At 37.5% G+C, this 23,887-nt stretch carries 20 protein-coding genes; 13 read left to right on the forward strand and 7 right to left on the reverse strand.

Features of this window, described 5'->3' with window-relative positions:
- Nucleotides 1–39 precede the first annotated feature (39 nt).
- From HXT37_RS04025 to HXT37_RS04035, 3 genes are read left to right on the forward strand one after another with little or no spacing between them, the layout of a single operon-like run.
- Complete coding sequence (locus tag HXT37_RS04025; protein ID WP_421779305.1) at nt 40–1,635, forward strand: recombinase family protein; 1,596 nt, start codon at nt 40–42, stop codon at nt 1,633–1,635.
- Nucleotides 1,605–2,015, forward strand: coding sequence for a hypothetical protein (locus HXT37_RS04030; protein WP_020760681.1), 411 nt, complete (start codon nt 1,605–1,607; stop codon nt 2,013–2,015). The genes HXT37_RS04025 and HXT37_RS04030 overlap by 31 nt, the downstream gene beginning before the upstream one ends.
- Nucleotide 2,016: 1 nt before the next feature.
- A complete protein-coding gene (locus HXT37_RS04035; RefSeq protein ID WP_421779306.1) occupies nt 2,017–3,594 on the forward strand; it encodes a recombinase family protein in 1,578 nt (525 codons plus the stop codon).
- Nucleotides 3,595–4,098: 504 nt separating this feature from the next.
- On the opposite strand, the gene HXT37_RS04040 is transcribed toward HXT37_RS04035, so the two are convergent.
- The 4 genes from HXT37_RS04040 to HXT37_RS04055 all read right to left on the reverse strand — a co-directional run bounded on the left by HXT37_RS04040 (nt 4,099) and on the right by HXT37_RS04055 (nt 9,699).
- Nucleotides 4,099–5,751: a recombinase family protein gene (locus HXT37_RS04040; RefSeq protein ID WP_050567752.1), complete on the reverse strand. Its 1,653-nt coding sequence runs from the start codon at nt 5,749–5,751 to the stop codon at nt 4,099–4,101.
- A gap of 71 nt (nt 5,752–5,822) precedes the next feature.
- Nucleotides 5,823–5,990: a hypothetical protein gene (locus HXT37_RS04045; protein ID WP_004121940.1), complete on the reverse strand. Its 168-nt coding sequence runs from the start codon at nt 5,988–5,990 to the stop codon at nt 5,823–5,825.
- A gap of 18 nt (nt 5,991–6,008) precedes the next feature.
- Nucleotides 6,009–6,956, reverse strand: a complete 948-nt coding sequence (locus HXT37_RS04050; protein WP_004121942.1) for a phage major capsid protein — start codon at nt 6,954–6,956, stop codon at nt 6,009–6,011.
- Nucleotides 6,957–7,374: 418 nt separating this feature from the next.
- Nucleotides 7,375–9,699, reverse strand: a complete 2,325-nt coding sequence (locus HXT37_RS04055) for a phage/plasmid primase, P4 family (protein ID WP_004121944.1) — start codon at nt 9,697–9,699, stop codon at nt 7,375–7,377.
- Nucleotides 9,700–10,010: 311 nt separating this feature from the next.
- Between HXT37_RS04055 and HXT37_RS04060 the strand changes: the two genes are divergently transcribed.
- Both HXT37_RS04060 and HXT37_RS04065 read left to right on the forward strand, forming a co-directional pair.
- The gene (locus tag HXT37_RS04060) at nt 10,011–10,223 is read left to right on the forward strand and encodes a helix-turn-helix domain-containing protein (RefSeq protein ID WP_004121956.1); all 213 of its coding nucleotides are present in this window, start codon (nt 10,011–10,013) and stop codon (nt 10,221–10,223) included.
- Nucleotides 10,223–10,513: a DUF5960 family protein gene (locus HXT37_RS04065; protein WP_004121959.1), complete on the forward strand. Its 291-nt coding sequence runs from the start codon at nt 10,223–10,225 to the stop codon at nt 10,511–10,513. The genes HXT37_RS04060 and HXT37_RS04065 overlap by 1 nt, the downstream gene beginning before the upstream one ends.
- Before the next feature lie 117 nt (nt 10,514–10,630).
- Here HXT37_RS04065 and msr(D) read toward each other — a convergent pair whose 3' ends face one another.
- From msr(D) to HXT37_RS04080, 3 genes are all read right to left on the reverse strand, one after another.
- The gene (msr(D), locus tag HXT37_RS04070) at nt 10,631–12,094 is read right to left on the reverse strand and encodes an ABC-F type ribosomal protection protein Msr(D) (RefSeq protein WP_000420313.1); all 1,464 of its coding nucleotides are present in this window, start codon (nt 12,092–12,094) and stop codon (nt 10,631–10,633) included.
- A gap of 119 nt (nt 12,095–12,213) precedes the next feature.
- On the reverse strand, nt 12,214–13,431 hold the full coding sequence (gene mef(A), locus HXT37_RS04075) for a macrolide efflux MFS transporter Mef(A) (RefSeq protein ID WP_000417519.1): 1,218 nt from the start codon (nt 13,429–13,431) through the stop codon (nt 12,214–12,216).
- Nucleotides 13,432–13,816: 385 nt separating this feature from the next.
- Nucleotides 13,817–13,987 (reverse strand): hypothetical protein, encoded by a 171-nt coding sequence (locus tag HXT37_RS04080; protein WP_000873143.1) that lies wholly within the window; start codon nt 13,985–13,987, stop codon nt 13,817–13,819.
- A 581-nt stretch (nt 13,988–14,568) separates the two neighbouring features.
- Between HXT37_RS04080 and HXT37_RS04085 the strand changes: the two genes are divergently transcribed.
- From HXT37_RS04085 to HXT37_RS04120, 8 genes are all read left to right on the forward strand, one after another.
- The gene (locus tag HXT37_RS04085; protein ID WP_225791482.1) at nt 14,569–16,515 is read left to right on the forward strand and encodes a type I restriction enzyme endonuclease domain-containing protein; all 1,947 of its coding nucleotides are present in this window, start codon (nt 14,569–14,571) and stop codon (nt 16,513–16,515) included.
- Nucleotides 16,516–16,607: 92 nt separating this feature from the next.
- The gene (locus HXT37_RS04090; RefSeq protein WP_004122116.1) at nt 16,608–17,504 is read left to right on the forward strand and encodes a hypothetical protein; all 897 of its coding nucleotides are present in this window, start codon (nt 16,608–16,610) and stop codon (nt 17,502–17,504) included.
- A 252-nt stretch (nt 17,505–17,756) separates the two neighbouring features.
- Complete coding sequence (locus tag HXT37_RS04095; protein ID WP_421779307.1) at nt 17,757–18,713, forward strand: recombinase family protein; 957 nt, start codon at nt 17,757–17,759, stop codon at nt 18,711–18,713.
- A gap of 26 nt (nt 18,714–18,739) precedes the next feature.
- Complete coding sequence (locus HXT37_RS04100; RefSeq protein ID WP_102703086.1) at nt 18,740–19,333, forward strand: DUF4097 family beta strand repeat-containing protein; 594 nt, start codon at nt 18,740–18,742, stop codon at nt 19,331–19,333.
- A gap of 91 nt (nt 19,334–19,424) precedes the next feature.
- The gene (locus HXT37_RS04105; RefSeq protein WP_004114737.1) at nt 19,425–19,709 is read left to right on the forward strand and encodes a hypothetical protein; all 285 of its coding nucleotides are present in this window, start codon (nt 19,425–19,427) and stop codon (nt 19,707–19,709) included.
- A 108-nt stretch (nt 19,710–19,817) separates the two neighbouring features.
- Entirely contained in the window at nt 19,818–21,296 is a 1,479-nt protein-coding gene (locus HXT37_RS04110; protein ID WP_016823495.1) for an Lsa family ABC-F type ribosomal protection protein, read from the forward strand.
- A 453-nt stretch (nt 21,297–21,749) separates the two neighbouring features.
- The gene (locus tag HXT37_RS04115; protein ID WP_004128639.1) at nt 21,750–22,358 is read left to right on the forward strand and encodes a recombinase family protein; all 609 of its coding nucleotides are present in this window, start codon (nt 21,750–21,752) and stop codon (nt 22,356–22,358) included.
- A gap of 142 nt (nt 22,359–22,500) precedes the next feature.
- Entirely contained in the window at nt 22,501–23,817 is a 1,317-nt protein-coding gene (locus HXT37_RS04120; protein ID WP_421779308.1) for a SpaA isopeptide-forming pilin-related protein, read from the forward strand.
- Nucleotides 23,818–23,887 lie beyond the last annotated feature (70 nt).

A 23,887-nucleotide genomic window follows, 5' to 3' on the forward strand; every position in this document is an offset into this window, starting at 1 on the left:
AGAGTGATGAATAGTATTAGCTGAAAGTGAGGGGGAATAGTGAAAGAAATAATAAAAATAGACTCTACAATGCGAAAAACTGGTTTTGAGAAAAAGACGCGGGTTGCAGCGTATGCGAGAGTTTCTAGTGATAGTGATGAGCAGCTTCTCAGTCTAGAAGTGCAAAAGGAGCATTACGAAAACTATATTAAGTCTAATCCCTGCTGGGAGTATGCGGGGCTTTACTTTGACGAGGGTATTAGCGGCACGAAAATCGGTAAGCGTGAAAGTCTTAAACAACTGCTTAAAGACTGTCAGAGCGGTCAGATAGACAGGATTATTACAAAGTCTATTAGTAGGCTTGCAAGAAACACGGTTGACTGTCTTGAAATAGTTAGAAAACTTACCGGTCTTGGTATTTATTTGTATTTTGAGAAAGAAAACATTGATACCGAGCATATGAGTTCGGAGCTTATGCTTTCTATTCTGAGTTCTATTGCGCAAAGCGAGTCAAGATCCATCTCGGAAAACAGCATGTGGTCAATTCAAAAAAGGTTCGAAAATGGAAGCTTCGTCATTTCCTGCCCTGCGTATGGGTATAAAAACGAGAATAAGAAAATGATTATAGTTCCCGAGCAAGCCAGGGTAGTAAAAGAAATTTTCAACATGGCTCTTTCCGGCATGGGTGGAGAAGCAATAGCACGAGTATTGACCGATAAAAAGATTCCAACTAAAAAGGGCGGAAGTTGGACTTCAAGTACCGTGAATGCTATTTTGACTAATAAAACATACACAGGTGATGTCATATTTCAGAAAACATACACGGATGATAGTTTTAACCGCCATAAAAACTGTGGCGAGAAAAAACAGTATGTTATTGAAAACCATCACGAGGCTATCATCAGTCATGAAACTTTTAATCTTGTAAAAGAGATTATCGCGTGGAGAAGAAGTGAAAATAACATAGTATGTGGTAGTGGTAAGTACAATAAGCTTTATGCGTTTTCAGGTAAAATTCGTTGTGGTGAGTGTGGAAGCAAGTGTAAAAGACGAATAATTTATCAACATAATAAGGCGTATGGCATATGGGTTTGTATAACGCATCTTGAAGATATTCATGCTTGTTCACAAAAGTCTGTTATGGAAAGTTATCTTAAAATTTCCTTCCTGCAAATGTTAAACAAGTTAAAAGCAGGATACGTTCAAATGTTGACTCCTCTCGTAGAAAGTTTGAGAGGTGTGAATAATAAAGACGGTTTGAACAAAGTTATCGAACTCGAAGAAAAAAAGCTTAAGCTGCAAGAACAAGAGCAAGTACTCAGTAAGCTTTTAGCCGGTGGATACATTGAGATGGATTCCTACTATCTAGAAAGCAATCAGCTTAAAACGGAAATAGATACTTGTCTTAAGGAAAAACTTAAGCTTTCCAACAGTTTAAACGGTAACTTAACGCACTTAAACGAGGCACAAAAACTTCAACGGTTCGTAAGCGTCACAGAAGTATTTAGCGAGTTTAAGGATGAGGATTTTCTGGATTTTGTAGACGATGTCGTAGTTAAAAGCAGAACAAGATTTCTTTTTATTTTGAAATGCGGATTGGAATTAGAAGAAGAGGTGAAAGAAACATGGCACGCATCCCATATGGTTACAGAATAGTAGACGGTAAAGCGGTTATAGATGAAGTAAAAGCTCAAGAAGTAAGAGAGTTTTTTCGTTTCTATCTTGAATTTAAAAATATTTCTCAAGCTGCTAAAAAATCAGGTATAAAAAGGGCTTGGCCAGTCACGGGCAAAATTCTTAGCAAGAAATTGTATTTAGGAACAGAGTTTTATCCTCAGATTATCGATGAGGATATGTTTAGACAAGTGCAACAAATAAGGCATGAGAATGCTATCAGGAATCATCGTTATAAAGAGCCTAAGCCAATAAAGGAAATTCGGCTTATTACAAGCTACCAGTTAGAAAAGGTAGAAAAGAAATACGATGATCCTTATCGTCAAGCAGTATACGCGTACAGTCAAATCAAGGAGGTGTAAAATGAATGCCAACGTTACAATTATTCCACCAAGAAAAATAGCGGGGAATACGGTAGATAAGCATAAAGATAAGCCGAAGTTAAGAGTAGTAGCGTATTGTCGTGTCAGTACTGACAGTGAAGAACAGGCAACAAGTTATGACACGCAAGTTCAGCATTATACGGATTATATTTCGAGAAATCCTCTCTGGGAGTTTGCCGGTATTTACGCTGATGACGGTATTTCAGGAACCAGCACGAAAAAACGTGTCGGTTTCAACGACATGATCCACGATTGCATGAGTGGCAAAGTAGACATGGTTATCACTAAGTCGATTAGCCGTTTTGCGAGAAACACTATCGACTGTTTAAAATTTGTTAGACAGTTGAAAGACAAAAACATTCCGATCATTTTTGAAAAAGAAAACATCAACACCATGGAAGCAAGCGGAGAACTATTGCTTACTATCATGGCTTCTTTAGCTCAACAGGAATCCGCGTCGCTTTCTCAGAATGTGAAGCTTGGACTTAAGTTCCGCTACCAGGAAGGCAAAGTGCAAATCAACCATAACTGGTTTTTAGGATACACAAAAGACGATGAAGGGAATCTTGTAATTCTTGAACAGGAAGCAAAAGTCGTAAGAAGAATTTATAGAGAATATTTAGAAGGAGCAAGTCTTAGAGACATAGCGGAGGGCCTTGAAAAAGACGGCATTAAAAACGGTGCCGGGCATTTAAAATGGCACTTGTCTAATATTAAAACCATTTTGCAAAACGAAAAATATATTGGTGATGCTCTTTTACAAAAAACTATTACGACAGATTTTATTAACCATGTTCGTATAAAAAATGATGGAACAGAACCACAGTATTATGTCAAAGATAGTCACGCGTCTATTATTCCAAGAGATATTTTCTTTAAAGTTCAAGAAGAAATGTTAAGACGAGCCAACATGTTTAGCGGTGAGGAGAATAAAAAAAGGAGAGTTTATTCCAGTAAGTACGCTCTATCCAGCCTATGTGTTTGTGCTAAATGCGGGGATGTTTACAGAAGAATTGCTTGGAACAACCGAGGAGTGCATTCTGTTGTCTGGCGTTGTTGCACCAGAGTGGAAAATGGTCCTAGTGCTTGCGATGCTCCGACAGTACAAGAGAACGAACTGCAATCTGCCATAGTGAAAGCCATAAACAAGGTGTTTAGTATATCGGATGAAGTATTGGATACGTTGAAGAATAATATTAGAGAAATTATCGCGGGCAATAACTTAAACGAGATTGAAACGGTTGATAAAAAAATCGCAGACAAACAAGCGATACTATTAACCTTGCTTAAAGCTAAAAAAGACTACACGAAAACTGCCAACGAGATTGATGAGCTTAAGGTTAAGAAACAGCAGCTTCTTATAGAAAAAGCAGGTCAAGAAGATGCTAAAAGACGAATCAGAGAAATGGAAGATTTTCTGAAAAGTGAGCGTCACGATATTAGTGAGTATGACGAGAAGCTGGTAAGAAAGTACATCAAGAAAATAAAAGTTTACGAGGACAGGTTCAGCGTAACTTTTAAATCAGAGATTAGTGTGAATATTGAAAGAGCATCATAAAAACCAAAAGAATGTGAGCATTTGAAATGTTACAAAAGTCAGCCTAGGGGGGGGGGGGGATCATCTCTAGGCTGTTTTTTATGCTAAACTCAAGCTATTAAGCAAACGTAAACCTTTTAACGATAGCTTTTCCTATCGTTAAAAAGTGCACACACTATCCATAGTGTGCACTCAAAAAAGTGTAGCTATACTACCCGTTCTCTCAATCCACGTCGAGAGTGTTGTATTGATGTCTAGGGCTTAATAGGTGGGTGCATTTTTGCCCTTGTGTAGCAGGGGTTCGCGAGGGCTATCGTTAAAAGGTTTAATGCGAAGCAGCTTTAAGCTGGGTTCTTGCGGTTTTTGAGTGCGATTTTGCTGTTTGAGGAAACATATCAACGCTCTAGGGTCGAGTGCACAGGATGGATAACGTTAAAAAGTGCACCCACTTAGGGGCATTCACTTAGGGATTTAATTCCTAAAAAATTATCGGCGTAATCGGTATTACTACCGGCTACGCCGATTTTACTTATGGAGTGGAATATCAACTGCACCTATGTAATTCCACTGTATCCATATGGTTTGTTTCTTGGTTCTTGTACCTGCTACCTTTTCAGATTTTTCAACATAAATCTTATCTACAAAGGTTCGAATGATCTCTGCATTAAGTTCTTGTATATCTGTGTATTGTCGTACTAATTTCAAGAAAGAATCCACGTTGAGACATTCCTCTTGCGCTTTAGAAATAAAGGCTTCAAGGGATTCAATCTTGCTTTTCAGTTCAGCTTGTTCCTTGTCGTAGGACTCAGACATGCTCTTAAATCGTTCATCAGAAATTTTACCGTCTAAGTTGTCTTCATAGAGATGCTGAACAATTGTGTCAAGTTTGCTAATTCTTGCTTTTGCTTGCTCGAGTTCCCTATTAGAGGACTTTAACTTTTGGGTTAGTTCTTTCTCGCTTTTCTTCATCACAAGTCCCACGAACTCTTCTTCGTGCTGTTTGGCAAATGAAGTAATCATTCGTAGCTCGTGAAGCAGTATTGCTTCGATCTGAATATTTCTAATTTGATGTGATGAGCATTTGCCTTTTTGCTTACGATATGTAGCACAGACAAAGTATTCTTTATCATGGCTCCAACCTTTTCCTCGAACCTGATAAAGCTTGTTACCACAATCCGCACAAAATAGCATTCCCGATAACACCGGCATCTCTCCAAGATTGGTACGCACTCGTCTACCATCTCTTATACGTTGAACAATATCAAAAGTTTCCTGGTCAATAATTGCTTCGTGTGTGTTTTTGAAAATTAGCCAGTCTTCTTTGGGATTCAATAATGTTTTCTTGCACTTGTACGATTTCTTTCTTGTTTTGAAATTGACCGTATGCCCAAGATATTCTTGCTTTTCAAGCATATTAGAGATAGTTTTTTGATTCCAGACTCCCTTAATCTCCGATTTCGCGGAAGGAATTTTAATACCAAGAGAGAAAAAATGCTCAGAAGGTGTTGGAATATTCCTTTTGATTAGCTCATTGGCAATCTGGCTAGGCCCATACCCATTAACGCAGAGTCTAAAGATTTCACGCACTACACTGGCAGCTTCTTCATCTACAATCCAATGATTTTTATCTTCAGGATCCTTAAGATATCCGTAAGGAGGATTGATGCAGAGCGGCTTCCCACTTTGTCCTTTTGCTTTAAACACAGCTTTTATTTTTCTGCTTGTGTCTTTAGCATAAAACTCATTGAAGATGTTGATGAAAGGTGTCATGTCGTTGTCTGACTGATTATTGCTATCTACGCCGTTATTTATTGCAATAAAGCGAATATCAGCGTTAGGGAATACCATCTCTGTATACATACCAACTTGCAGATAATCTCTACCCAAGCGTGACATGTCCTTGACGATAATGGTTCCAATCTTTCCTTCGTCAATGAGAGCAGTTAATTTAAGCCAATCAGGTCGCTGGAAATTAGTACCCGAGTAGCCATCGTCTACAAAGAACATAAGATTGTTGAAATGATTATCCTCGGCATACTTTTTCAGCATGCTCTTTTGATTGATAATGGAATTGCTGTCACCTTGTAATTCATCGTCTTTGGATAAACGGCAGTAAAGTGCCGTTATCTTGCCTACATTATCTAGAGTATAAGAAGGCTGTCTATTTAGTTTATTCATCTGTTTTTCCTCCTTTCCGACAGCCTTCAAGCGGTCAGTATATATTCCCGTATAACTCAGAATTTATCAAGTTATTTAGCTTCTATTACATGGTTTAAATTGCTTAAAATAAGGTGTTTGATTAGGTCTTTGACACCTTTCTGAGCACTCTTGCTTTCAAGAGAGTTAACCGTAAATTCAGTATTTCCGATTCTTAACACTTCGGTTTTTACCGGTGTATCCTTAATTTGTTCATCCATGCATTTTGACCTCCTTGTTTAAGAAAGTTGCAATACTTTAATTGCTTCAGGATGTACCAGTTTCCCATCCAAATACTCAAAAGAGAGGTAACCTATCTGGTCTATAAGAGAAAATATTTCGTTTAGAACCTTGATGGTTGGGTTATGGCGTTCGATAATCCAATAGTTGGAAAAATCACCAAAGGCGATAACTTTTGCTCCCTTTTGCGAAGAAGGCATGGCATTGTCAATGACCACAGGTCTGCCCATTAAGTTGCCATCAAAATCAGGTAGGATGTATGCTCCGGTAGTGTCCTTTAAGGTTTGAAGATAAAGAGCAGTTTCATCATTCATAAGCCACGTGGCATTTTCTCGATACTTACTATCTAGCGAGAAGAATAAATGTTTGATGGTATCTGCGGAAATCTCTTTTGCTTGCACAGCAACCTCAGCACCTGATGTATCTGATAAAATTCCTGTCGGCTTAGTTATCCCATCGCCATTTATAAAAGCTTCCGACTCACTCAATGTAAATTGCTTTGTCAGTTCGCTTGTGATGAACTCTTCGATATCAAAGTCAAGATCAGCTGTAAAATCCGTACCCAAACGAATAAGGTTAACTAGGGTATAATCCGTTACATCAATACGCTTAAAGCCATCTTTAATAGGCATATGCGTAATGATATTCGCATCATAATCTTTCATCCATTTAGTGAACGGTGTACCTTCATAGATGAACAATTTGCTTGATTGCGAGTGTGCTTTTACCACTGTACACAGTTTTCTAAGATTACTTTTGTTTGCAAGTTTTGCTTCGAGTTTTGCTAGAGAAGAAGTCGGCAAATCATAGGCACCTGTATGAATGTGGCGCAGTTTTCCTGCAATATTGTTCGCATTACCATTTGCGTCGCGCAGTACGTTCCAAAACGTGTTGTGGTAGTCCTGACTTGCTAGTTTCATTTCTTTTTCAATATCTCTGTTAATCATAATTGTTAGTTCCTTTCATTACTGTTTTCTGCAATTACTGCAGTAATTTGCTTGATTTTGCCCATTTACCCTTTTGAATTCGCTGTTTTTGCACGCAAGACCCTGCGCCCGTTCCCGAAGGGGTACTCTTTAGAGATTTGACCCCCCCTAGGGGGTTAGGTTCAGAAAGTAGTATGCGAATAAATTTCTAACAGCACAGTACCTAGGCAGGTTTTCTTTCTTCAATGTTGTCAAAAAGCTGAAATCATTTCAGTATTTTGATTTGTGCATGATAGTATTTCTTCTTCATGTTCAACACAGGTTTGCGATACGAATTACGCAATCATAGGCACCACCTCCTTAAACGTGGCATGATGTGGCAGTTAAATTTCGTTATTGCCTTATAGGGTTATATGGGGATATAGGTTATTAACTGCCACTAGTTGCCACTTAAAAAATCGCTAAACTCACTTTTAAGCCTGTAGCCTTTAAGAAGCGTGGTTTTTTCTCCGCCTGTCTTGGGACGCTTTCTTACAACCTCGGCAAATTTTCTTAATTCCTGATTGAAGTTTCTGCTGTTCTCAGAAAAACAGCCGTTATCAATGCACCACTTCTTGTAGTGGTCGTATACAACTGCCGTTCGAATCTCAGAGCTCTGGTCTTTAACGAGTACATCTTCAGCAAACTGTGCCATCTTGTCACTGTCGTGGGCATAACTAAAAATGGCATCAAGAACGCTATTAGGCGGCTTAAAGCCTTCATCTCGGAGGTGGGTAAAGCCTTCAAGAAGCCAGTTTAAAATGGCACTTTGCACCTCTTTTTTAGAAAACTCCGCCTTTAAGGTTTTATCCTGTTCCCACGCTTCAAAATGCCTGTTAAAGGGAATAATCTGCATGCGGTCGCTACTAAACACTGTCATATCGCTGATGACGGGCAGATAATTGGTGTTCACGTACAGTTTGAACTGTGGTTTAAAGTCAAAACTGTTCTCATGCAGGAATCGAGCGTTTAAGGTATCACTTCCCGTCATGTATTTAACTTGGGCTGAATTAAGGAATAGTCCTCGGCTCGGCTCAGATATATTGGCAAAGCGAACACCGGCAAGGCGTGCTACATCCTCGGTCGGCTGTGAGCTATTAGGGTTCTTCTTTAGAGCAATGGTTTCCGCGCGTACCGCTTTTCCGTAATCGCCCATCACAGACAGAACGCTTTCCATGAGTGTGCCTTTACCGTTTCTTGTGCTTTCTCCAAAAAGAAAGAACATGCACTCATAGCGTGTATCACCGCTTAACGCATAGCCTAATGACTTTTGAAGATACAAGGCTTTCTCACAATCTCCGCTCATAATTTCATCGACAAACTGGCGAAAACGTTCACTTCTTGCCTTCGGGTCATAAAACACAGGTGATACTTTGGTAATAAGATCTGTTGCTAAGTGCTTGCGAAATACACCGTGCTGAAGGTCTAAAGTTCCGTTTTGGCAGTTAAATAGATAAATGTTCTTATCGAACGCTTCCATCGAAATGGGGTAAACGCTTTGAGCTTCCTTGATATAAATCTCACGGTTACGACGGCTGCTCCATTTGTTCCAATACTCAACAAGCATGGAACGGGTTCTCTCGTCTTTAATGACACCAGCATAACGTATAAGAGAAAGAGCTAAATCCTTGCATAGTTCCATCGTTTTAAGCGTTCCAATATCGCAAGTCCAACGTACACCATCGAAGATGAACCACATTTTGCGCTCCGGTACATAGTGCAGAATGTTTTGGAAAATATCAGCAAACAATCTGCCATTACCTAAATCACCGTTGCGATATCGTATATTTTCATCAGGCTTTAGTTCCTGTAATTTAGATAAGAGATCATCAAAGTCTTCCTCAGCACTTGCATTATGGAAAGGCTCATAGAAGGTATGACATTTAGAAACAGCTTTCTGAATGGTTGTGTTGCCATAAGTATCCGCGCCACGGTGTTCATCCCACTTAGGACGGAATAAAGCAGACTTACGAAAAAGTCGGTCTATTTGCTCCTTGTTACCGCCACAGTAAAAGGCAAGAATAGACACAAGCGCGGCATCTGCTTCGCTATGAGAAGGGTAAGCCGAAATGTCACCATGCCAAAGTGCTGTAAATTTAGCTCCATTTATGGCGTTGCCAGCTTTTTCAATAACAGATGTATCGCTTAAATATGACCTTGTACACGCGTTATTTTCTTTTTCATGAGTGTTTATGTTTCGCTTCATGTACGTGTCTAAAAGCCACATGATGGCTTCATCGTCTTCTAAAAGCTCGCCTTCCTGATACACGTCGCCCGTAACTGTTAGATAGCGATTCGTAGCTAGAGCGCTGTAAACCTCAATATCCCCATGCTTGATGTAATAAGACTTTTTATCGTATGCGCCGTTAAACAGAAGCAAGATATGAAAGCCATGCTTACTTGGGCTGTATTCGATATAAGCGTGCTTGAAATGGGCAATAATCTCTTTTGCCCAGTCTTTAATGATGCCATTATCGATGCAGTGGTCTAAATCGATGCCTAAGAGGTTATCAACAAGCTTTATACCAATTCCGTCGTATTGGTCTTTTACTTTCATGGCATCATCAAGCGAGGTGAAATCGCTTAAGTTGTCTGTAGCTGCTTTCTTTCCCGTTATGGGGTTATAAGGCGGCTTAGTGAGCCTACCGTTTTCTTGCTGCTCGTACTTCCATGAACAAAAGATATTCTTGTTCTTTAGTGCTTTTGGCAGTTTCTCTAGATCCATATTTGATCCTCCTTTTCTAGAAGGCTTATCCCTTCTACATCACAGGCAAAAGAAAAAGCCGACTTTTTAACCTGTCTTAAAAAGTTTTTTTGGTCTTCTACTTGGTAGCCATGAAAGAGGGTGTAATCTGACGGTTTTAGAAAAAATTTTTGACAATAAAAATCTCCTAAGCATTCATTAGGCATTTGCCTTGAATGAATAGCAAAGGAGACTTTTTTAATCTGCTATATTCCGGAGTGGCTAGCTCTTTATATCGTTGATATACTCACAGAATCGTGATAATATTTAACTATTAAAATAAGGAGGGAATTATGGCTGTTAGTTATAAAAAACTATTACATCGCATGATTGAAGAAGATATTTCCAATCAGGACTTAATGAGAATGAGCAATATTTCCGCCAACATTATTACGAAACTACGCACTGGGCAATATATATCACTGGAAAAAGTGGAAGGTATCTGCACAGCTTTACACTGCACGCCCAACGATATTTTGGAATTTATAGCGGAGGATGAAAAGTAATGGCTAATAATCAAAAACTGGAACTTACGTGGCTTGGTAAGGATAAAGAAATCAAAATAGAGCCTAGGATTCTAGTTGAGGATAAAGAAAAATCAAACTGCAAAAATGATCCTAATACAGAAAACATGCTCATACATGGAGATAACCTACTCGCACTAAAAGCGTTAGAAAACAAATATGCAGGTAACCGCGATCACTTCTTCATATTTGAAGTAAGTACCGTAGATGAGAATCCGCTAATCTATCATTATACATATAAGAAAACTACAATATATTTAGCAGAAAAATAGGAGCAGTTCAATTGACTGTTCCTATTTTTAATATTCATAAAATCTAAAGTCTTTATACTCTTTAACAATGGAGTCGCCAACCAGAACAGACTATACTGACCAGCGACTACCTTAAATTTAATGTTTCAGATTTATTTTCTTATCTCTAATTTCATAAACTACATCTGCTACATTTTCGAGTAATCGTTTATCGTGGGTGATAAACACGATAGTTCCGGTGTACTCCTTCATTAGTATTTCCAAAGCCTCTAAACTTGGTATGTCAAGGAAGTTACTGGGTTCATCCATTATTAGGATGTTATATCTACCCATGAGCATTTTAGCAAGCAACAATTTTATAATTTCTCCACCGCTTAAAACAGATAAACTTTTTCCAATATCGTTCTGTTTGAACCCCATAGATGCTAGCACTGAACGAATTTCTGATATATTGTAGTCACAATCCTTCTGCATAAACTCCATAACATTCTGATTACTGTTGTACTTGTAACCATTCTGTGCAAAGTAACCTATTTTTGCCTTAGGCGAAATAGAAATTCCTTCTTCATGGTTTAAGATCATTTGGATTAAAGTTGTTTTTCCGATTCCATTACCACCAGTTAACGCCACTTTTGCTCCTAACGGAATTTGAAAAGATGCATTTTCAAACAGAGCCTTATCCCCAAATACTTTATTAATTTCTGCACCGACTATAGGGTATGGATTATGGAGCTCCAATGCTTTACTTTGCCTGAAACGAATTCTGCGAATGCCTTCCGGAGCTTCTACTTTTCCTAAGGCCGCAATCCTGTGCTCTAGGGTTTTAGCAGCATTATACATCTTTTTTTCCTTACTTCCTATTGATTTTTGATGAGCTAAACGCCCTCCGTCTTCAGTACTTTTTTTCTTTGAAGAACCTTTTGCCTTCTGTTCTATTTTACGAGCCTGTTTTCGCTTTTCCTCCGCAGCCCTTTCCAATCGGGCACGTTCCGCAATAAATTGTTCGTATTCTGCAGCTTGGCTCTTACGTTCTTCCTCTTTCTGACGAAGATAATCAGAATAGTTTCCCCAATACTCAGTGATTTTGCCATCTTTCAGTTCCCATATTTTATCTACTATTTCATCAAGAAAATAGCGGTCATGGCTAATAACTAACAGTGCACCTGTAAAATATTTTAGCTGTCCTATTAGAAAATCAATTCCTTCACGGTCTAAATGGCTCGTAGGTTCATCCGCTAAAATACCATGAACCTGTGCCGATAAGGCCTGTGCTATTTTAAGCCTTGTTTCTTCACCACCGCTCATAGTCTGTATATTTAATTGCTCAACACCTAGCTTGCCTACAAGTGCAAAATCTTTTTCCTCCTGCAGAGTTACTTCGTCCAACTGGGGAATATAGGCAAGTTCACCCAGACGATTCATTTTACATCCTGGGGGAGTTAATTCTCCTAAAAGTACCCTGAGTAAAGTGCTTTTTCCAGCACCATTTGCTCCTACTAAACCAATACGGTCATAATCATATACTTCTAATTCATTTATATCTAAAACATCGCGTCCTTTGAATTCCACACGAATGTCTTTTGCTTTTAATATTAATTCCATAACATTTCCTCCTGTCTATAATCGCATGCTTTCATTTGCTTGTATGCAGGGAAAACCCTGCGATTTTAGCAGGAAGAGTTACATGAAAATAAGATACATAAATATTCCTCCAATATTGTTTATTTTAAATCTAATTTTCTAACCTCAGTTATCATTTGGCAAACTATAGCAATGCCAATAATTAAAATACCTGATAGTAAAAACCAATGATTTACACCGATTTTATCAGCAAAGAATCCAGAAAGAATTAACCCAATTGGCATAGCAAGTGACATGATACTTCCGATCAAAGAAAATACACGTCCTAAATATTCAGGCTTAATTTTCTCCTGAAAAAGAGCTGTTTGCACACCGCTATAAAATGGCACCGAAAGCCCCATTATTGCACAGCAAACTACGAATATTACAAATCCATTTGGAGGAAGTATTCCCGAAACGGCTAAACTGGTCCCCATTATAAAAAATGAACTTGTTATTAGTAATACATGCTTTTCGAAGCCCCCTAATCTTCCTAATAATAAGCCTCCTGCTAGCATCCCAAATGCAAAGGAAATTTCCGTAATAGAAATATGCACAGGCGTTCCATTAAAGTGTTCCATGCTTATTAAAGGAAATAGTGCATTGATTGGCATATAAACAAAAGTATATAGTGTTCCTAAGAGTAATAAGGCAAACAATCCTTTGTTTTGTCTCAGAACCACAACTCCTTCTTTCATCTCCCTTATGAAATTTGGTTCTAAACTTTGCACTTGATTACCCAGCTTAGGTATACGTACAATTGCTACCGTAATAGATGCAATCACAGCACCCAATACGTCGATGGCAATAATAGCATTTAAATCCCAAACGGAGTATAAGAGTGCTGCAACTGCCGGACTAACAATATAGCTTATAGACTGCAAAGACTGACTATAGCCTGCGCATTTCGTTAGCTGTTCTTCTGGTACTAAAAGTGGTGTAACCGCATTGAGTGCTGGGGTATGAAAAGCTGTTCCAATGCTACGGATAAACAATACTATCATAATCATCCAGACAGGTAGCTCCATACAGAATGCAACAATAGCAAGCACTGCACCAGCTGCTGCGATAATTAAATCGGCACCAATCATTATCTTCTTCCTATCATGACGATCCACTAGCACACCAATGGCAGGTCCCAAAATCGCATAGGGTAAAAAACCTACTAATGAAGCCATAGACAAGACCATCGCAGATCCTGTTTTTTCTGTAAGGTAAAAAATAATCGCCATTTGCAGGATGGCACTAGTGATTAATGATACTGCTTGCCCTGCCCATATTGCATAAAATTTTCGTTTCCAATTGTTGTATTTTTCCATTTATATTATCTCCTGCATATTATTTTGCTTGAATTTCTATTTTGAATAGCATTCTAGGCAATAAAAAATGCAGGCCAAACCCCACAATGTGGCTTTTGGTCTGCATACATACAATTTGGAAACATTCATATTAAAGACATAGTTAAATAAAGGTATAGTTAAATAACCAATATCCTCACCGTAACTAATGAATGCTCAATATCGTATAAATAAGCACAACAAAAAAGCCTATCATCGGGTATAGATTCTGCTTTTTTTATTGCCAGCTTATCTTAAACGCATTGAGGCTGTCATAGTTTCGGTTCCTCCTACATCTTTGTTTATATCAATTTATAGTATAACACAACAAGATGATATGTTCAATATAAAAGTTATGGAATGAGACTCATACTTCCAATTCGATGCCAGATTTAAAGGATATGACGAAGTTTTCTTCATAGACTGTAACGCTCTGGATTATCTTCCTTAGTAGCAAGCGATTAGCTTTCACAAAATCTTCTGTTTGTAGTTTTAAAAATTCATCAGGATTTTCTAACTCAACCTCAAAATATTTCATTTTACATTCCCTCATTTCATTTATTGATAAATTGAGTTTGCAAAAAAGAGTGGACAATTTTTGTCTACTCTTAACCTTTAAAATAGTTTTTTTTTTAATCGATTTGAAGTTGCCTAAATTATTACTTATTCGGTAAAATGAAGTATTGCTTTCAACAGATTTCCTTCAACTACACTTCACTTGATTCAAACAAGGTGGGTACATTTCTATTCCCACAAACTCCTTGTCAATGGAAACAAACACGTACCCACAGGGTAAATGGAAATAGAAACTGATAATTTCTAGCTATCACTTCTACTCATTCCAAAAATTTTCTCACTCTGATACTTACCCACCATAAAGCAAAAAGCCTTGCAATCAAGGCTTTCATTATCCCTTTCGTTCAAAGGTTTCTAAGCTTTTACGAGCAGAGCGACACACTCAGCGGTTCGCTATCTCCGTTCTGTCTGCGTGCTAGCACTTGTCAATCACGGACAGCTATCGCATGGGCGGAAGTAAATGCTAATCTTCGTCGTTTTACTCCTTGACTAGCAAACTTACCGCCTCAACATGCTACGTTTGTAGGTTTCACAGGAACTCCTATTGCCGAAACATATCAGACCTTTGGTCAGGAAATTGATAGATACACTATGGATCAGGCGGTCGCAGATGGACTAACTGTTTCTATTAAGTATCATCCTCGTATTGCCAAGGTGTTACTTGATAAGACCAAAGCTAAAGAAATTGAAAATTACTATAAAAAGTGTGCCGATGATGGTGCAACGTATGATGATATTGAAGCCAGTAAACGTGCAATGAGTTCTATGGAAGTTATCCTTGGCGAGCCTTCTCGCTTGGAGAGGCTTGCTATAGATATTCATGACCATTATATTTCATCTTGTGATAGTGACCCAGATAGAATTCAGAAAGCAATGATTGTCTGCTCTAGCAGAAAAATTGCATATTCACTTCTTTTGAAATTCAAGGATAAATATCCGGAATGGTTTGAAGAAAAGAAAACTCCTGACGGAGTTACTGCAACAGATGAAGAACTTAAAGAATTAAAGCCTATGCCATTTATGGCTATGGTATCGAGTGTTGGAAGTAATGATGAAGCTGAGATGTATAACTATCTTGGTGGAGTTAAAAATGATAAACGTTGCGAAGAACTGGATGCAGCCTTTAAACAGGAAAAGTCTAATTTCCATATTGTTATCGTAGTTGATATGTGGATTACGGGATTTGATGTTCCGTCACTTACATATTTATATAACGATAAGCCTTTGAAGAAGCACTTGCTGATTCAAACTATCAGTCGTGTAAACAGAAAATATCCCGGCAAAGAATATGGTATGGTTATCGACTATATTGGCATTCGCGATAATATGCGTGAGGCCATGAAGGTTTACGGTGGTGATACATCAGTTGCTCCCACATCGGATGACGTTGAGCAGGCTACCTCTGCATTCAGGGAGGAGATTGAAATACTTAAAGCACTGTTTACAGATTATGACTTAGCTCCATTCCTTAATACGAAATGTGACCCTGTTGAAAGATATAAATTACTTTCCAAAGCGGCTGAGTATGTCTTTACATCAGCACAGGTCTTGCAGACAGAAGGAAACGGAAAAACTAATCAGGTCTCATTTAAGACATATTTCTTAAAGTCTGTTAAGAGAATGAGAAGTGCTTTTGATATTTGCCAACCTTCTGGAAATCTGGGCGAAGAAGAATCTGCGCTTGCACAGTGCTTTATGGCTATAGCAGGCTTCGTTCGTAAAATGAGTGGAACCAGCGATGTTGATGCTGAAACTATGAATCTTGTGGTATCAAAGATGGTTGAAGAGGCATTAAAATACAATAAGGTAGAAAGTGTTCTTGAAAGTGGCGAGGAAGAAGATATCTTCTCTCCTGAATACTTTGAAAAATTATCAGATGTAGAAATGCCTGCTACAAAGTTAGAATTACTTATCAAAATGCTCCGTAAGCAAATAAAGGAATATGGCAGGGTTAACCAATTAGCAGCGAAATCTTTCCAAGAAATGATTGAAAAGACTATTGATGAGTACCATGAAAGACGTAAGCACCTTACTGCTGAAGAAGCCGGGGCAACACAGGAAGCTGCCTCAGAAGATATTATTAAGGCTGCAACTGAACAAGCTTTAGTGATACTTCGTCAGATGAACGAAAATCGTGAGAGTTTCCGTAAAATAGGATTAACCTTTGAAGAAAAGGCATTCTATGATATTTTGATTGCTCTTCGTGACCAGTATAAGTTTGAATATGGCATTGACAAAGAAGTTAACGGTGTTGTGATAAACGATAAATGCAAGACACTTGCTAAAAAAGTTAAGGAAATAATAGATACCGAGTCTTCATTTGTGGACTGGCTCAACAATCAGAATGTGCGTAATCAGTTAAAATTGAAGATAAAGATTTGTTTGGTTAAGAACGGCTATCCGCCACAGTATAGTCCTGAAGTGTTCACAAAGGTGATGGAGCAGGTAGAAAATTTTGAGGAGCATTCTGAAACAACTTCAGAAAGTTAGATTATTCCTTTTCCTTATTGCTTCTATGTGAAGAACTATGATGTTTGCTGAGAATAGTGCCCTATATGGTAGAAAGAAGGATGGTGAATAACATGGGAAGTATTGTTTTAGAATTACAGAATGAAATTGTGTCATCAAATTGCGATGTTGTTAATATATTACGCAAAGCACATTTGATTGCATCAAAATTAAAGCTTGCTGATTTTGATCAATGGATTCAACACGAATTAAATGGTTATCCTGACCCAGAATCTTGCCCTGAGTATAGAAAGGTTCGTGGAAGTTTAAAAACTTTCAATCCTTATCGCGGTTGGATTCCAACCTCAATACAGGATAATGAATACGAAAAAAAGATTTGTGAAAGAAAGTTAGTAAATTCAATTTCTGAAATCATTTCTTTATGTCAGTCCTCAGGAAATGTATTAACTTTAGATTTTTCAGGCGAACAACTTGCATTGTTTGATAAAATGGCTGATTCGCTACTTCCAATGGATTATGCATTACATGTACCTACAACTGCAGTTAAAGACATTGAAGAAAAAGTCAAAAATACTATTTTAGAATGGACATTGAAATTAGAATCGGAAGGTATTGTAGGGGAAAATATGGTTTTCTCTGAGACTGAAAAAGAATCCGCAGTGAACATGCCGCAAACCGTGAATAATTATTACGGGAATACAAGTGTGATCAATTCGCCATCCGATAATGTACAGATAGTGTCTGGAAGTGAGAATACAGTTACATTTTCCTATGATAAAGTTAAGGATGTAGTTGATGCCGTTGAAAAAAGTATTAGTGAATCTGATTTATCAAAAGAGGATATAGAAACCGCAACAGAATTATTAGCTGACATCAAATTAAAAATTGAAGAAGAGAAGAAACCGCATATTTTAAAATCAGCATTGGTTGGACTAAAAGACTTTTTAATTAATACAGGTGCCAGCGTTACTGCAGTGTTAATACAAGCTCAAATACAAGGTTTGTTCTAAAAATCTCAAATACTATTTCGGTATCTGAGTATAAGAAAACGGCCACACAGAGTATCTCTACTCTTGTATGGTCGTTTTATTTCTTATGTTCCCGCTTAAAGGCTTTCAGTTGGTTTTCTTTTAATCCCTTACTGAACACTCCTTTTGCACCCACCCTGCACCCACCTTGTGGAGTGGGAAAATAAGGTTTAGGCTAATTATCATGGAGAAGAAATTTAGGTTTCGTTAGTCTAATAATAAGGAGAGATGGCTATGGATAAGATAGATGAGCTAAATAAAGATGTGATAGTCATCAAACCTAAGCGGGTTGTTAAGGATTATGCGGTTGGGGTTTATGCTCGTGTGAGCACAAATCGTAAAGAGCAGCTGGATAGTCTTTCGACTCAAGTGTCTGGTCTTACTCGTCTTGCTGCTTCTCACATGACTTGGTTTGTTGCTGATATTTTTCTTGATGTTGCTTCAGCTAAGGTTGGATCTTCAAGAAACGAGTTTAATCGAATGATTGATGAGTGTGAGAAAGGTAATCTTGATATTATTCTTACGAAAAGTGTGAGCCGTTTTGGTCGTGATACGAAAGAAGGCTTAGAGGCTATTAGAAAGATTCGATCGTGTGGTACAAGGATTATTTTTGAGGCTGATAAGATTGATACAGAAACTGTCGATGATGAACTTTTAATCAGTGTGGTTCAGGCTTGTAGTCAAGCAGAGAATGATTGGCGTAGTGAAAATATACGCTTTGGCTTAAAACATAGAGCTGAAGATGGCACGTCAGGTCTTTATAGTAGGGCTTGTTATGGTTATAAAAAAGATAAGCATGGAATGCTTATTATTGATGAAGAGCAAGCGAAGGTAGTGAGAGCTATCTTTGATTGGTATCTGGAAGGTTTAAGCGTTGTTGGAATTATTGAAAGATTAAAAAGTAAAGGTGTTAAGTCTCCAAAGGGAAAAGATATTTGGAGTAAACGGGCTGTTGAGAGCACTTTGACTAGGCGTAAATATACAGGTGATGTGGCTATAGCTGATTCAGGCGGTTCTGACAGGCAATATTTGTATTCGGATCATCATTCCGGAATTATTTCTAAAGAGAAGTTTGAAGCCGTTGAGCTTGAGATGGCGGCTCGCAGTAATTTGGAAGTTGGAGAGGACGGAACGGTTAAACGCAAGTCTAAGAAATATAGCTCAAAAGGTAAAATGAAATCTGATTGTTAGTATGTGCACGAGGAGGTTTTTAAGGAATGGATAATAAGAAGTTTATCGCAGAGACGAAAGATGTTCGTTTAACGGTGAAACGTGCTGATACTTTTGGCGTGAGCTTTGTTAACTGTGAACAAGATATATTGAGGGTTGAGGAATCGCAAAATGTTATAAGGCTTATTCAAACTAAAAAAGTCTCAGCTTCGAATTGGCTGAGGTGGCTTACTCAGGGTATGCCTGAAATTGTTGTGAGTTTGCCACATGATGTGGAAGTTTGTGAGGTTGAATCTGACTCTAATCAAGTGCTCATCACGGATATTGAGATTGGTAAGCTTTATGTAGAAGTGAACAATGGCAAGGTAGAAGTTGTTAATTTGAAAGCGGATGATGTCTTTCTTAAATGTTATAATGGGTTGGCTTCAGCAACAAACGTAGAAGTAACTCATGTTTGTACGCTTGATACGTTAAATGGCATGAGTATTTTAGAAGGAACAATCACCAAGGATGCAAGCCTTGAAGTAGATTGTGAGAATGGTGTCACCGAGGTTTCAGATAAGAAGAAGGTAAACTGTAAAAACGATGGATTTGCGCATTACATGGTGCACTGCCTTAATGGGAAAGCTATTGCAAAGTAGCAGACATATAGATCAAAAAAGAAGCAATAAAACTTGATATAAGTTGGAATTAGAGCGTATATAGACATACCGATAAAGGAGGAAGCCGTATATGCTCTATGTAAAATTTGATGATTTCGAAGATGTTAGCGTCATGGGAAATGAGAAAGACCATGGAATGTTTATTCCAATTAAGGATGGAAATGTGTATGCTGAGTGCGAACGGTGCGGTGTGGTTGAAAGGATCACCTCACCATGCGAATTCATTGCTAGCACATTTAGGTCAAGAGTGAACTTCAATGAAGGTTATGAACTTTGCGAGAAGTGCTTGCAAGAGGTTGAGTTTGTTACTGTCGCTTTGAGAACTGGAAAATTACCTAATCGAGAATTGAAATAACTGAAAAAGCAAAGCAGTGATAAGCGTAGTAATACAGGGAAAACTAAACGTTAAAAGGTGCACTCACTTTGTACCCGGGCGGTAAATGATAATTTAGGGAGGCGTTTTATGTCAGTAATTAAAATTGAAAACCTCACTTTCTCATATTATGGATATGTAAAACCGATATTTAAAAATGTATCGTTTTCCTTTGATACAAACTGGAAAACGGGTTTGATAGGAAGAAATGGAATTGGTAAATCAACTCTATTTAAGTTACTTTTAAATCAAGAAACTTATCAAGGTAAAATAAGCAAGGATGTTGAATTTATTAAATTTCCACCAAATATAAGCGATACTTCAAAATTAGGAATTGAGTTATATAAAGAACTAATATCAGATGAGGAAGAATGGAAATTATTTAGAGAACTTAATTTGCTAAATGTAGATGAGAACCTTGTTTACAGAGAGTTTGAGACGCTTTCTAAAGGGGAACAAACAAAAATCCTTTTAGCTATTTTGTTTACAAGAGAAGATGGCTTTTTACTTATTGATGAACCAACAAACCATTTAGATATGGACGGAAGAAAAATTGTAAGTGAATATCTGAAAAGTAAAAAAGGATTTTTGCTTATATCTCATGATAGAGATTTTTTAGATGGTTGTATCAATCATGTTATTTCTATTAACAGGAATTCTATTGATATCCAATCGGGAAATTTTACATCATGGTATGAAAACAAAGTGATGAAAGACCAATTTGAAATTAGTCAAAATGAGAGATTAAGAAAAGATATTAAACGATTAAAAGAGGCTGCAAGACAAAGTCAAATTTGGTCTGATAAAATTGAGAATACTAAAAATGGTGTGAAAGTATCAGGTGTAAAACCAGACAAAGGACATATAGGTCATCAATCAGCCAAGATGATGAAAAAATCTAAGAATTTGGAGAATAGACAAAACAAGGCAATAGAAGAAAAACAGAGTTTACTAAAAGATATCGAAATAAAGGAAAGCCTATTACTGCATCCGCTACATCATCATAAAAATCCTCTAATATCGGTTAGCAATTTATCATCATGCTATGGAGAGAGACAGATATTAAGCAATGTAAGTTTTGAGATAAAGCAAGGCGATATAGTGGCTATATATGGGGGTAATGGTAGCGGAAAATCAACCTTGATTAAAATTTTATTAGGTATAAATCACGAGTATACAGGTGAGATAAAATTAGCAGGTAATTTAAAAATCTCGTATATTCCTCAAGATACATCTAATTTAACAGGTAGCCTAAATGAATATATTCACAAGCAAGATGTTGATGAAACATTGTGTAAAACAATTCTAAGAAAATTAGATTTTTCAAGAGAATTATTTGAAATGGATATGAAGAATTATAGTGATGGACAAAAAAAGAAAGTTTTAATTGCTGTAAGTTTCTCAAAGCCAGCTCATATGTTTGTTTGGGACGAACCACTGAATTATATAGATGTAATATCAAGAATACAGATTGAGGAAATTATAAAAGAAGCAAAGCCTACACTCATATTTGTGGAACACGATAAGCGATTTGTAGAAGATATCGCTAATAAAATAATACAATTTTAAGTAAAATCCAAATCCCAGTTTGTAGTGCCTTAGACTTTTATCATCATACGACATTCCCCTTGCCAGTTTCTCTCCTGCAATGAACGTTAAGGCTCTTTTATTGATGCATGGTTATCATCAGGGTAGTCTTGATACACGTGAGACTGTCGTATTGATGTCAAGGGCTGATTAGGTGGGTGCAAGTTTGCCCTTGTGTAACAGGGTTTAGCGAGGGCTATTGTTAAAAGGTTTAATGCGAAGCAGCTTTAAGCTGTGTTCTCGTGATTTTTGAGTGCGAGTTTTCTGTATGAGGGAAGATATCAACGCTCTAGGGTCGAGTGCACAGGATGTTAACGTTAAAAAGTGCACCCACTTTGCACCCAGCTGATGAAGTGGGGTTTTATAATTCTTCATGCTGAATTATTCTTTTCTTTTTTGAAATAATGGTGTTCAAAAAAGGAGTAGATAATAAGTATGCGCTATGGGTATGCGAGGGTGTCTACAAAGGATCAGTGTGTAGACAGACAGTTTAAGGCCTTGGAAGACAATGGCATTAGAAAAGGCTGTATTTATGTTGACAAGGCATCAGGGAAGGATTTCAACCGTAGAAATTATTTGAGATTGTTTAGACGTTTGAGATCTGGTGATGAGTTGTTTGTGAAGTCGATTGACCGTTTAGGTAGAAACTATGATGAGATTATTGAGCAGTGGAACAAAATCACGAAAGAAAAAGAAGCAAATATTGTAGTGTTGGATTGTCCTTTGCTGGATACGAGAAAACATGTAAATGGTGTAACAGGTAAGTTTATTGCCGATCTTGTATTGCAGATTTTATCGTATGTTGCTCAAGTTGAGCGAGAAAATATTCATCAAAGACAGATGGAAGGGATTCGTGTTGCCAGACAAAGAGGTGTGGTGTTTGGTAGGGCAAAGATTGAGCTTCCTGATGATTTTTATGCTGTGGCGACTAGGTGGCAGCGTGGACAGGTAAATTTGCGTGAGGGTGCAGAAATGCTTTCTGTTTCGCATACTACCTTTTCTAAGTGGCTACATGCAAGAAAAATTGAAAAAATTTGTAAATAAATCTAGGAATTAATTTACAAATAAATATTGCAAATCAACCCTACCTTTTCCTTGATTTTACTACGCTTGCTGACAAAAAGCCACTGTGTAAATTAAACCCTACTTTAGTTGCCATCAACATGAAAATGCGGGGTGAATAAATATGACAGCAAGAATAATAAAAAAATGGATGATCCTATTACTGGCGGTGGTCATGCTTATAAGCATGGCTCCATTAAATGTGAGTGCAAGTGCAAGTGCAAGTGAAACTGATAAGACTTATCAGGCATATGATGCTAGTCAGCATAGAAAAGTTATAAGTGAAAATGGGACAACAGATTCAGAATGGTCCTTATGTATGGATCATCATAAACAATCTCCAGGAAAAACCGATAAAGCCACAGGGAAATATTCAAAAAACGAAAATGCTACGAATGATACGTATGCTAGTAACGGTGGAAAAGGAGATTTTCAGAAAATCAAAAGGATGCTATTTTATAAATTAAAACATCCGCAACTTAATTATACAGTCTTACAAAATGAATATTACTATCAGCAAGACAATAAAAAAATTTATGATACAGATTATAGTCAAATCCCAGAATTGAACAAGCAAAAACAAGACTTAAGAACTTTTGCTGAGGATTCTTCTCATGATGATGAGATTAATAGCACAATGGAAGTTTTTATTTATAAATCAAAAAACCCAGAGATGCAAAATTTAATTAGCGCGAAGCTGAAAGAAGTTCCAACACCAACAAAAGTTAAGTTTTCTAAGAAAGCATTAACAGAGAATGGAGAAGATCTTAAGGGCGCAACTATCCAATTGACAAAAGCAGATGGAAGCTTAGTCAAAAAATGGGTAACAGATGGAACGGTAACAGAGTTTGAATTAAAAGACGGTAAGTACACATTCACAGAAACATCTGCACCAGCTAAATATCAAGTAGCGACAGCAATAACATTTGAAGTAAAAAATGGAAAAGCAATAGTGAAAGGTATAGCTGTAACAGGAAATACGATAGTGATGGTAGACAAACTGAAAGAAGTTCCAACACCAACAAAAGTTAAGTTTTCTAAGAAAGCATTAACAGAGAATGGAGAAGATCTTAAGGGCGCAACTATCCAATTGACAAAAGCAGATGGAAGCTTAGTCAAAAAATGGGTAACAGATGGAACGGTAACAGAGTTTGAATTAAAAGACGGTAAGTACACATTCACAGAAACATCTGCACCAGCTAAATATCAAGTAGCGACAGCAATAACATTTGAAGTAAAAAATGGAAAAGCAATAGTGAAAGGTATAGCTGTAACAGGAAATACGATAGTGATGGTAGACAAACTGAAAGAAGTTCCAACACCACCATCAACATTACCTAAGACTGGTGAATCCAGCTCTCTTGGCGCATTTCTTTCTGCATTGGGACTATCTTTAGCTGGTCTTGGAGTACTTTACAAAAAAATGAAGGCTTGTGAATAACGTCTTAGCATAAAAGGTTGGCAAGCCATGAAAAGACTGACAAAATCCTTGACAGATAAACAGACAGACA

This window comes from Gardnerella sp. DNF01151, assembly GCF_049244235.1.
Lineage (GTDB): Bacteria > Actinomycetota > Actinomycetes > Actinomycetales > Bifidobacteriaceae > Bifidobacterium > Bifidobacterium swidsinskii.

What these genes read in the sequence shown, in the direction of transcription:
- HXT37_RS04110 (WP_016823495.1), top strand. Translation starts at nt 19,818, where the DNA reads ATGTCAGTAATTAAAATTGAAAACCTCACTTTCTCATATTATGGATAT.
- HXT37_RS04045 (WP_004121940.1), bottom strand. Translation starts at nt 5,990, where the DNA reads ATGGATGAACAAATTAAGGATACACCGGTAAAAACCGAAGTGTTAAGA.
- HXT37_RS04050 (WP_004121942.1), bottom strand. Translation starts at nt 6,956, where the DNA reads ATGATTAACAGAGATATTGAAAAAGAAATGAAACTAGCAAGTCAGGAC.
- HXT37_RS04040 (WP_050567752.1), bottom strand. Translation starts at nt 5,751, where the DNA reads ATGAATAAACTAAATAGACAGCCTTCTTATACTCTAGATAATGTAGGC.
- HXT37_RS04095 (WP_421779307.1), top strand. Translation starts at nt 17,757, where the DNA reads ATGGATAAGATAGATGAGCTAAATAAAGATGTGATAGTCATCAAACCT.
- HXT37_RS04115 (WP_004128639.1), top strand. Translation starts at nt 21,750, where the DNA reads ATGCGCTATGGGTATGCGAGGGTGTCTACAAAGGATCAGTGTGTAGAC.
- HXT37_RS04090 (WP_004122116.1), top strand. Translation starts at nt 16,608, where the DNA reads ATGGGAAGTATTGTTTTAGAATTACAGAATGAAATTGTGTCATCAAAT.
- HXT37_RS04100 (WP_102703086.1), top strand. Translation starts at nt 18,740, where the DNA reads ATGGATAATAAGAAGTTTATCGCAGAGACGAAAGATGTTCGTTTAACG.
- HXT37_RS04120 (WP_421779308.1), top strand. Translation starts at nt 22,501, where the DNA reads ATGACAGCAAGAATAATAAAAAAATGGATGATCCTATTACTGGCGGTG.
- HXT37_RS04055 (WP_004121944.1), bottom strand. Translation starts at nt 9,699, where the DNA reads ATGGATCTAGAGAAACTGCCAAAAGCACTAAAGAACAAGAATATCTTT.
- HXT37_RS04105 (WP_004114737.1), top strand. Translation starts at nt 19,425, where the DNA reads ATGCTCTATGTAAAATTTGATGATTTCGAAGATGTTAGCGTCATGGGA.
- HXT37_RS04030 (WP_020760681.1), top strand. Translation starts at nt 1,605, where the DNA reads ATGGCACGCATCCCATATGGTTACAGAATAGTAGACGGTAAAGCGGTT.
- HXT37_RS04035 (WP_421779306.1), top strand. Translation starts at nt 2,017, where the DNA reads ATGAATGCCAACGTTACAATTATTCCACCAAGAAAAATAGCGGGGAAT.
- HXT37_RS04065 (WP_004121959.1), top strand. Translation starts at nt 10,223, where the DNA reads ATGGCTAATAATCAAAAACTGGAACTTACGTGGCTTGGTAAGGATAAA.
- HXT37_RS04080 (WP_000873143.1), bottom strand. Translation starts at nt 13,987, where the DNA reads ATGAAATATTTTGAGGTTGAGTTAGAAAATCCTGATGAATTTTTAAAA.
- HXT37_RS04060 (WP_004121956.1), top strand. Translation starts at nt 10,011, where the DNA reads ATGGCTGTTAGTTATAAAAAACTATTACATCGCATGATTGAAGAAGAT.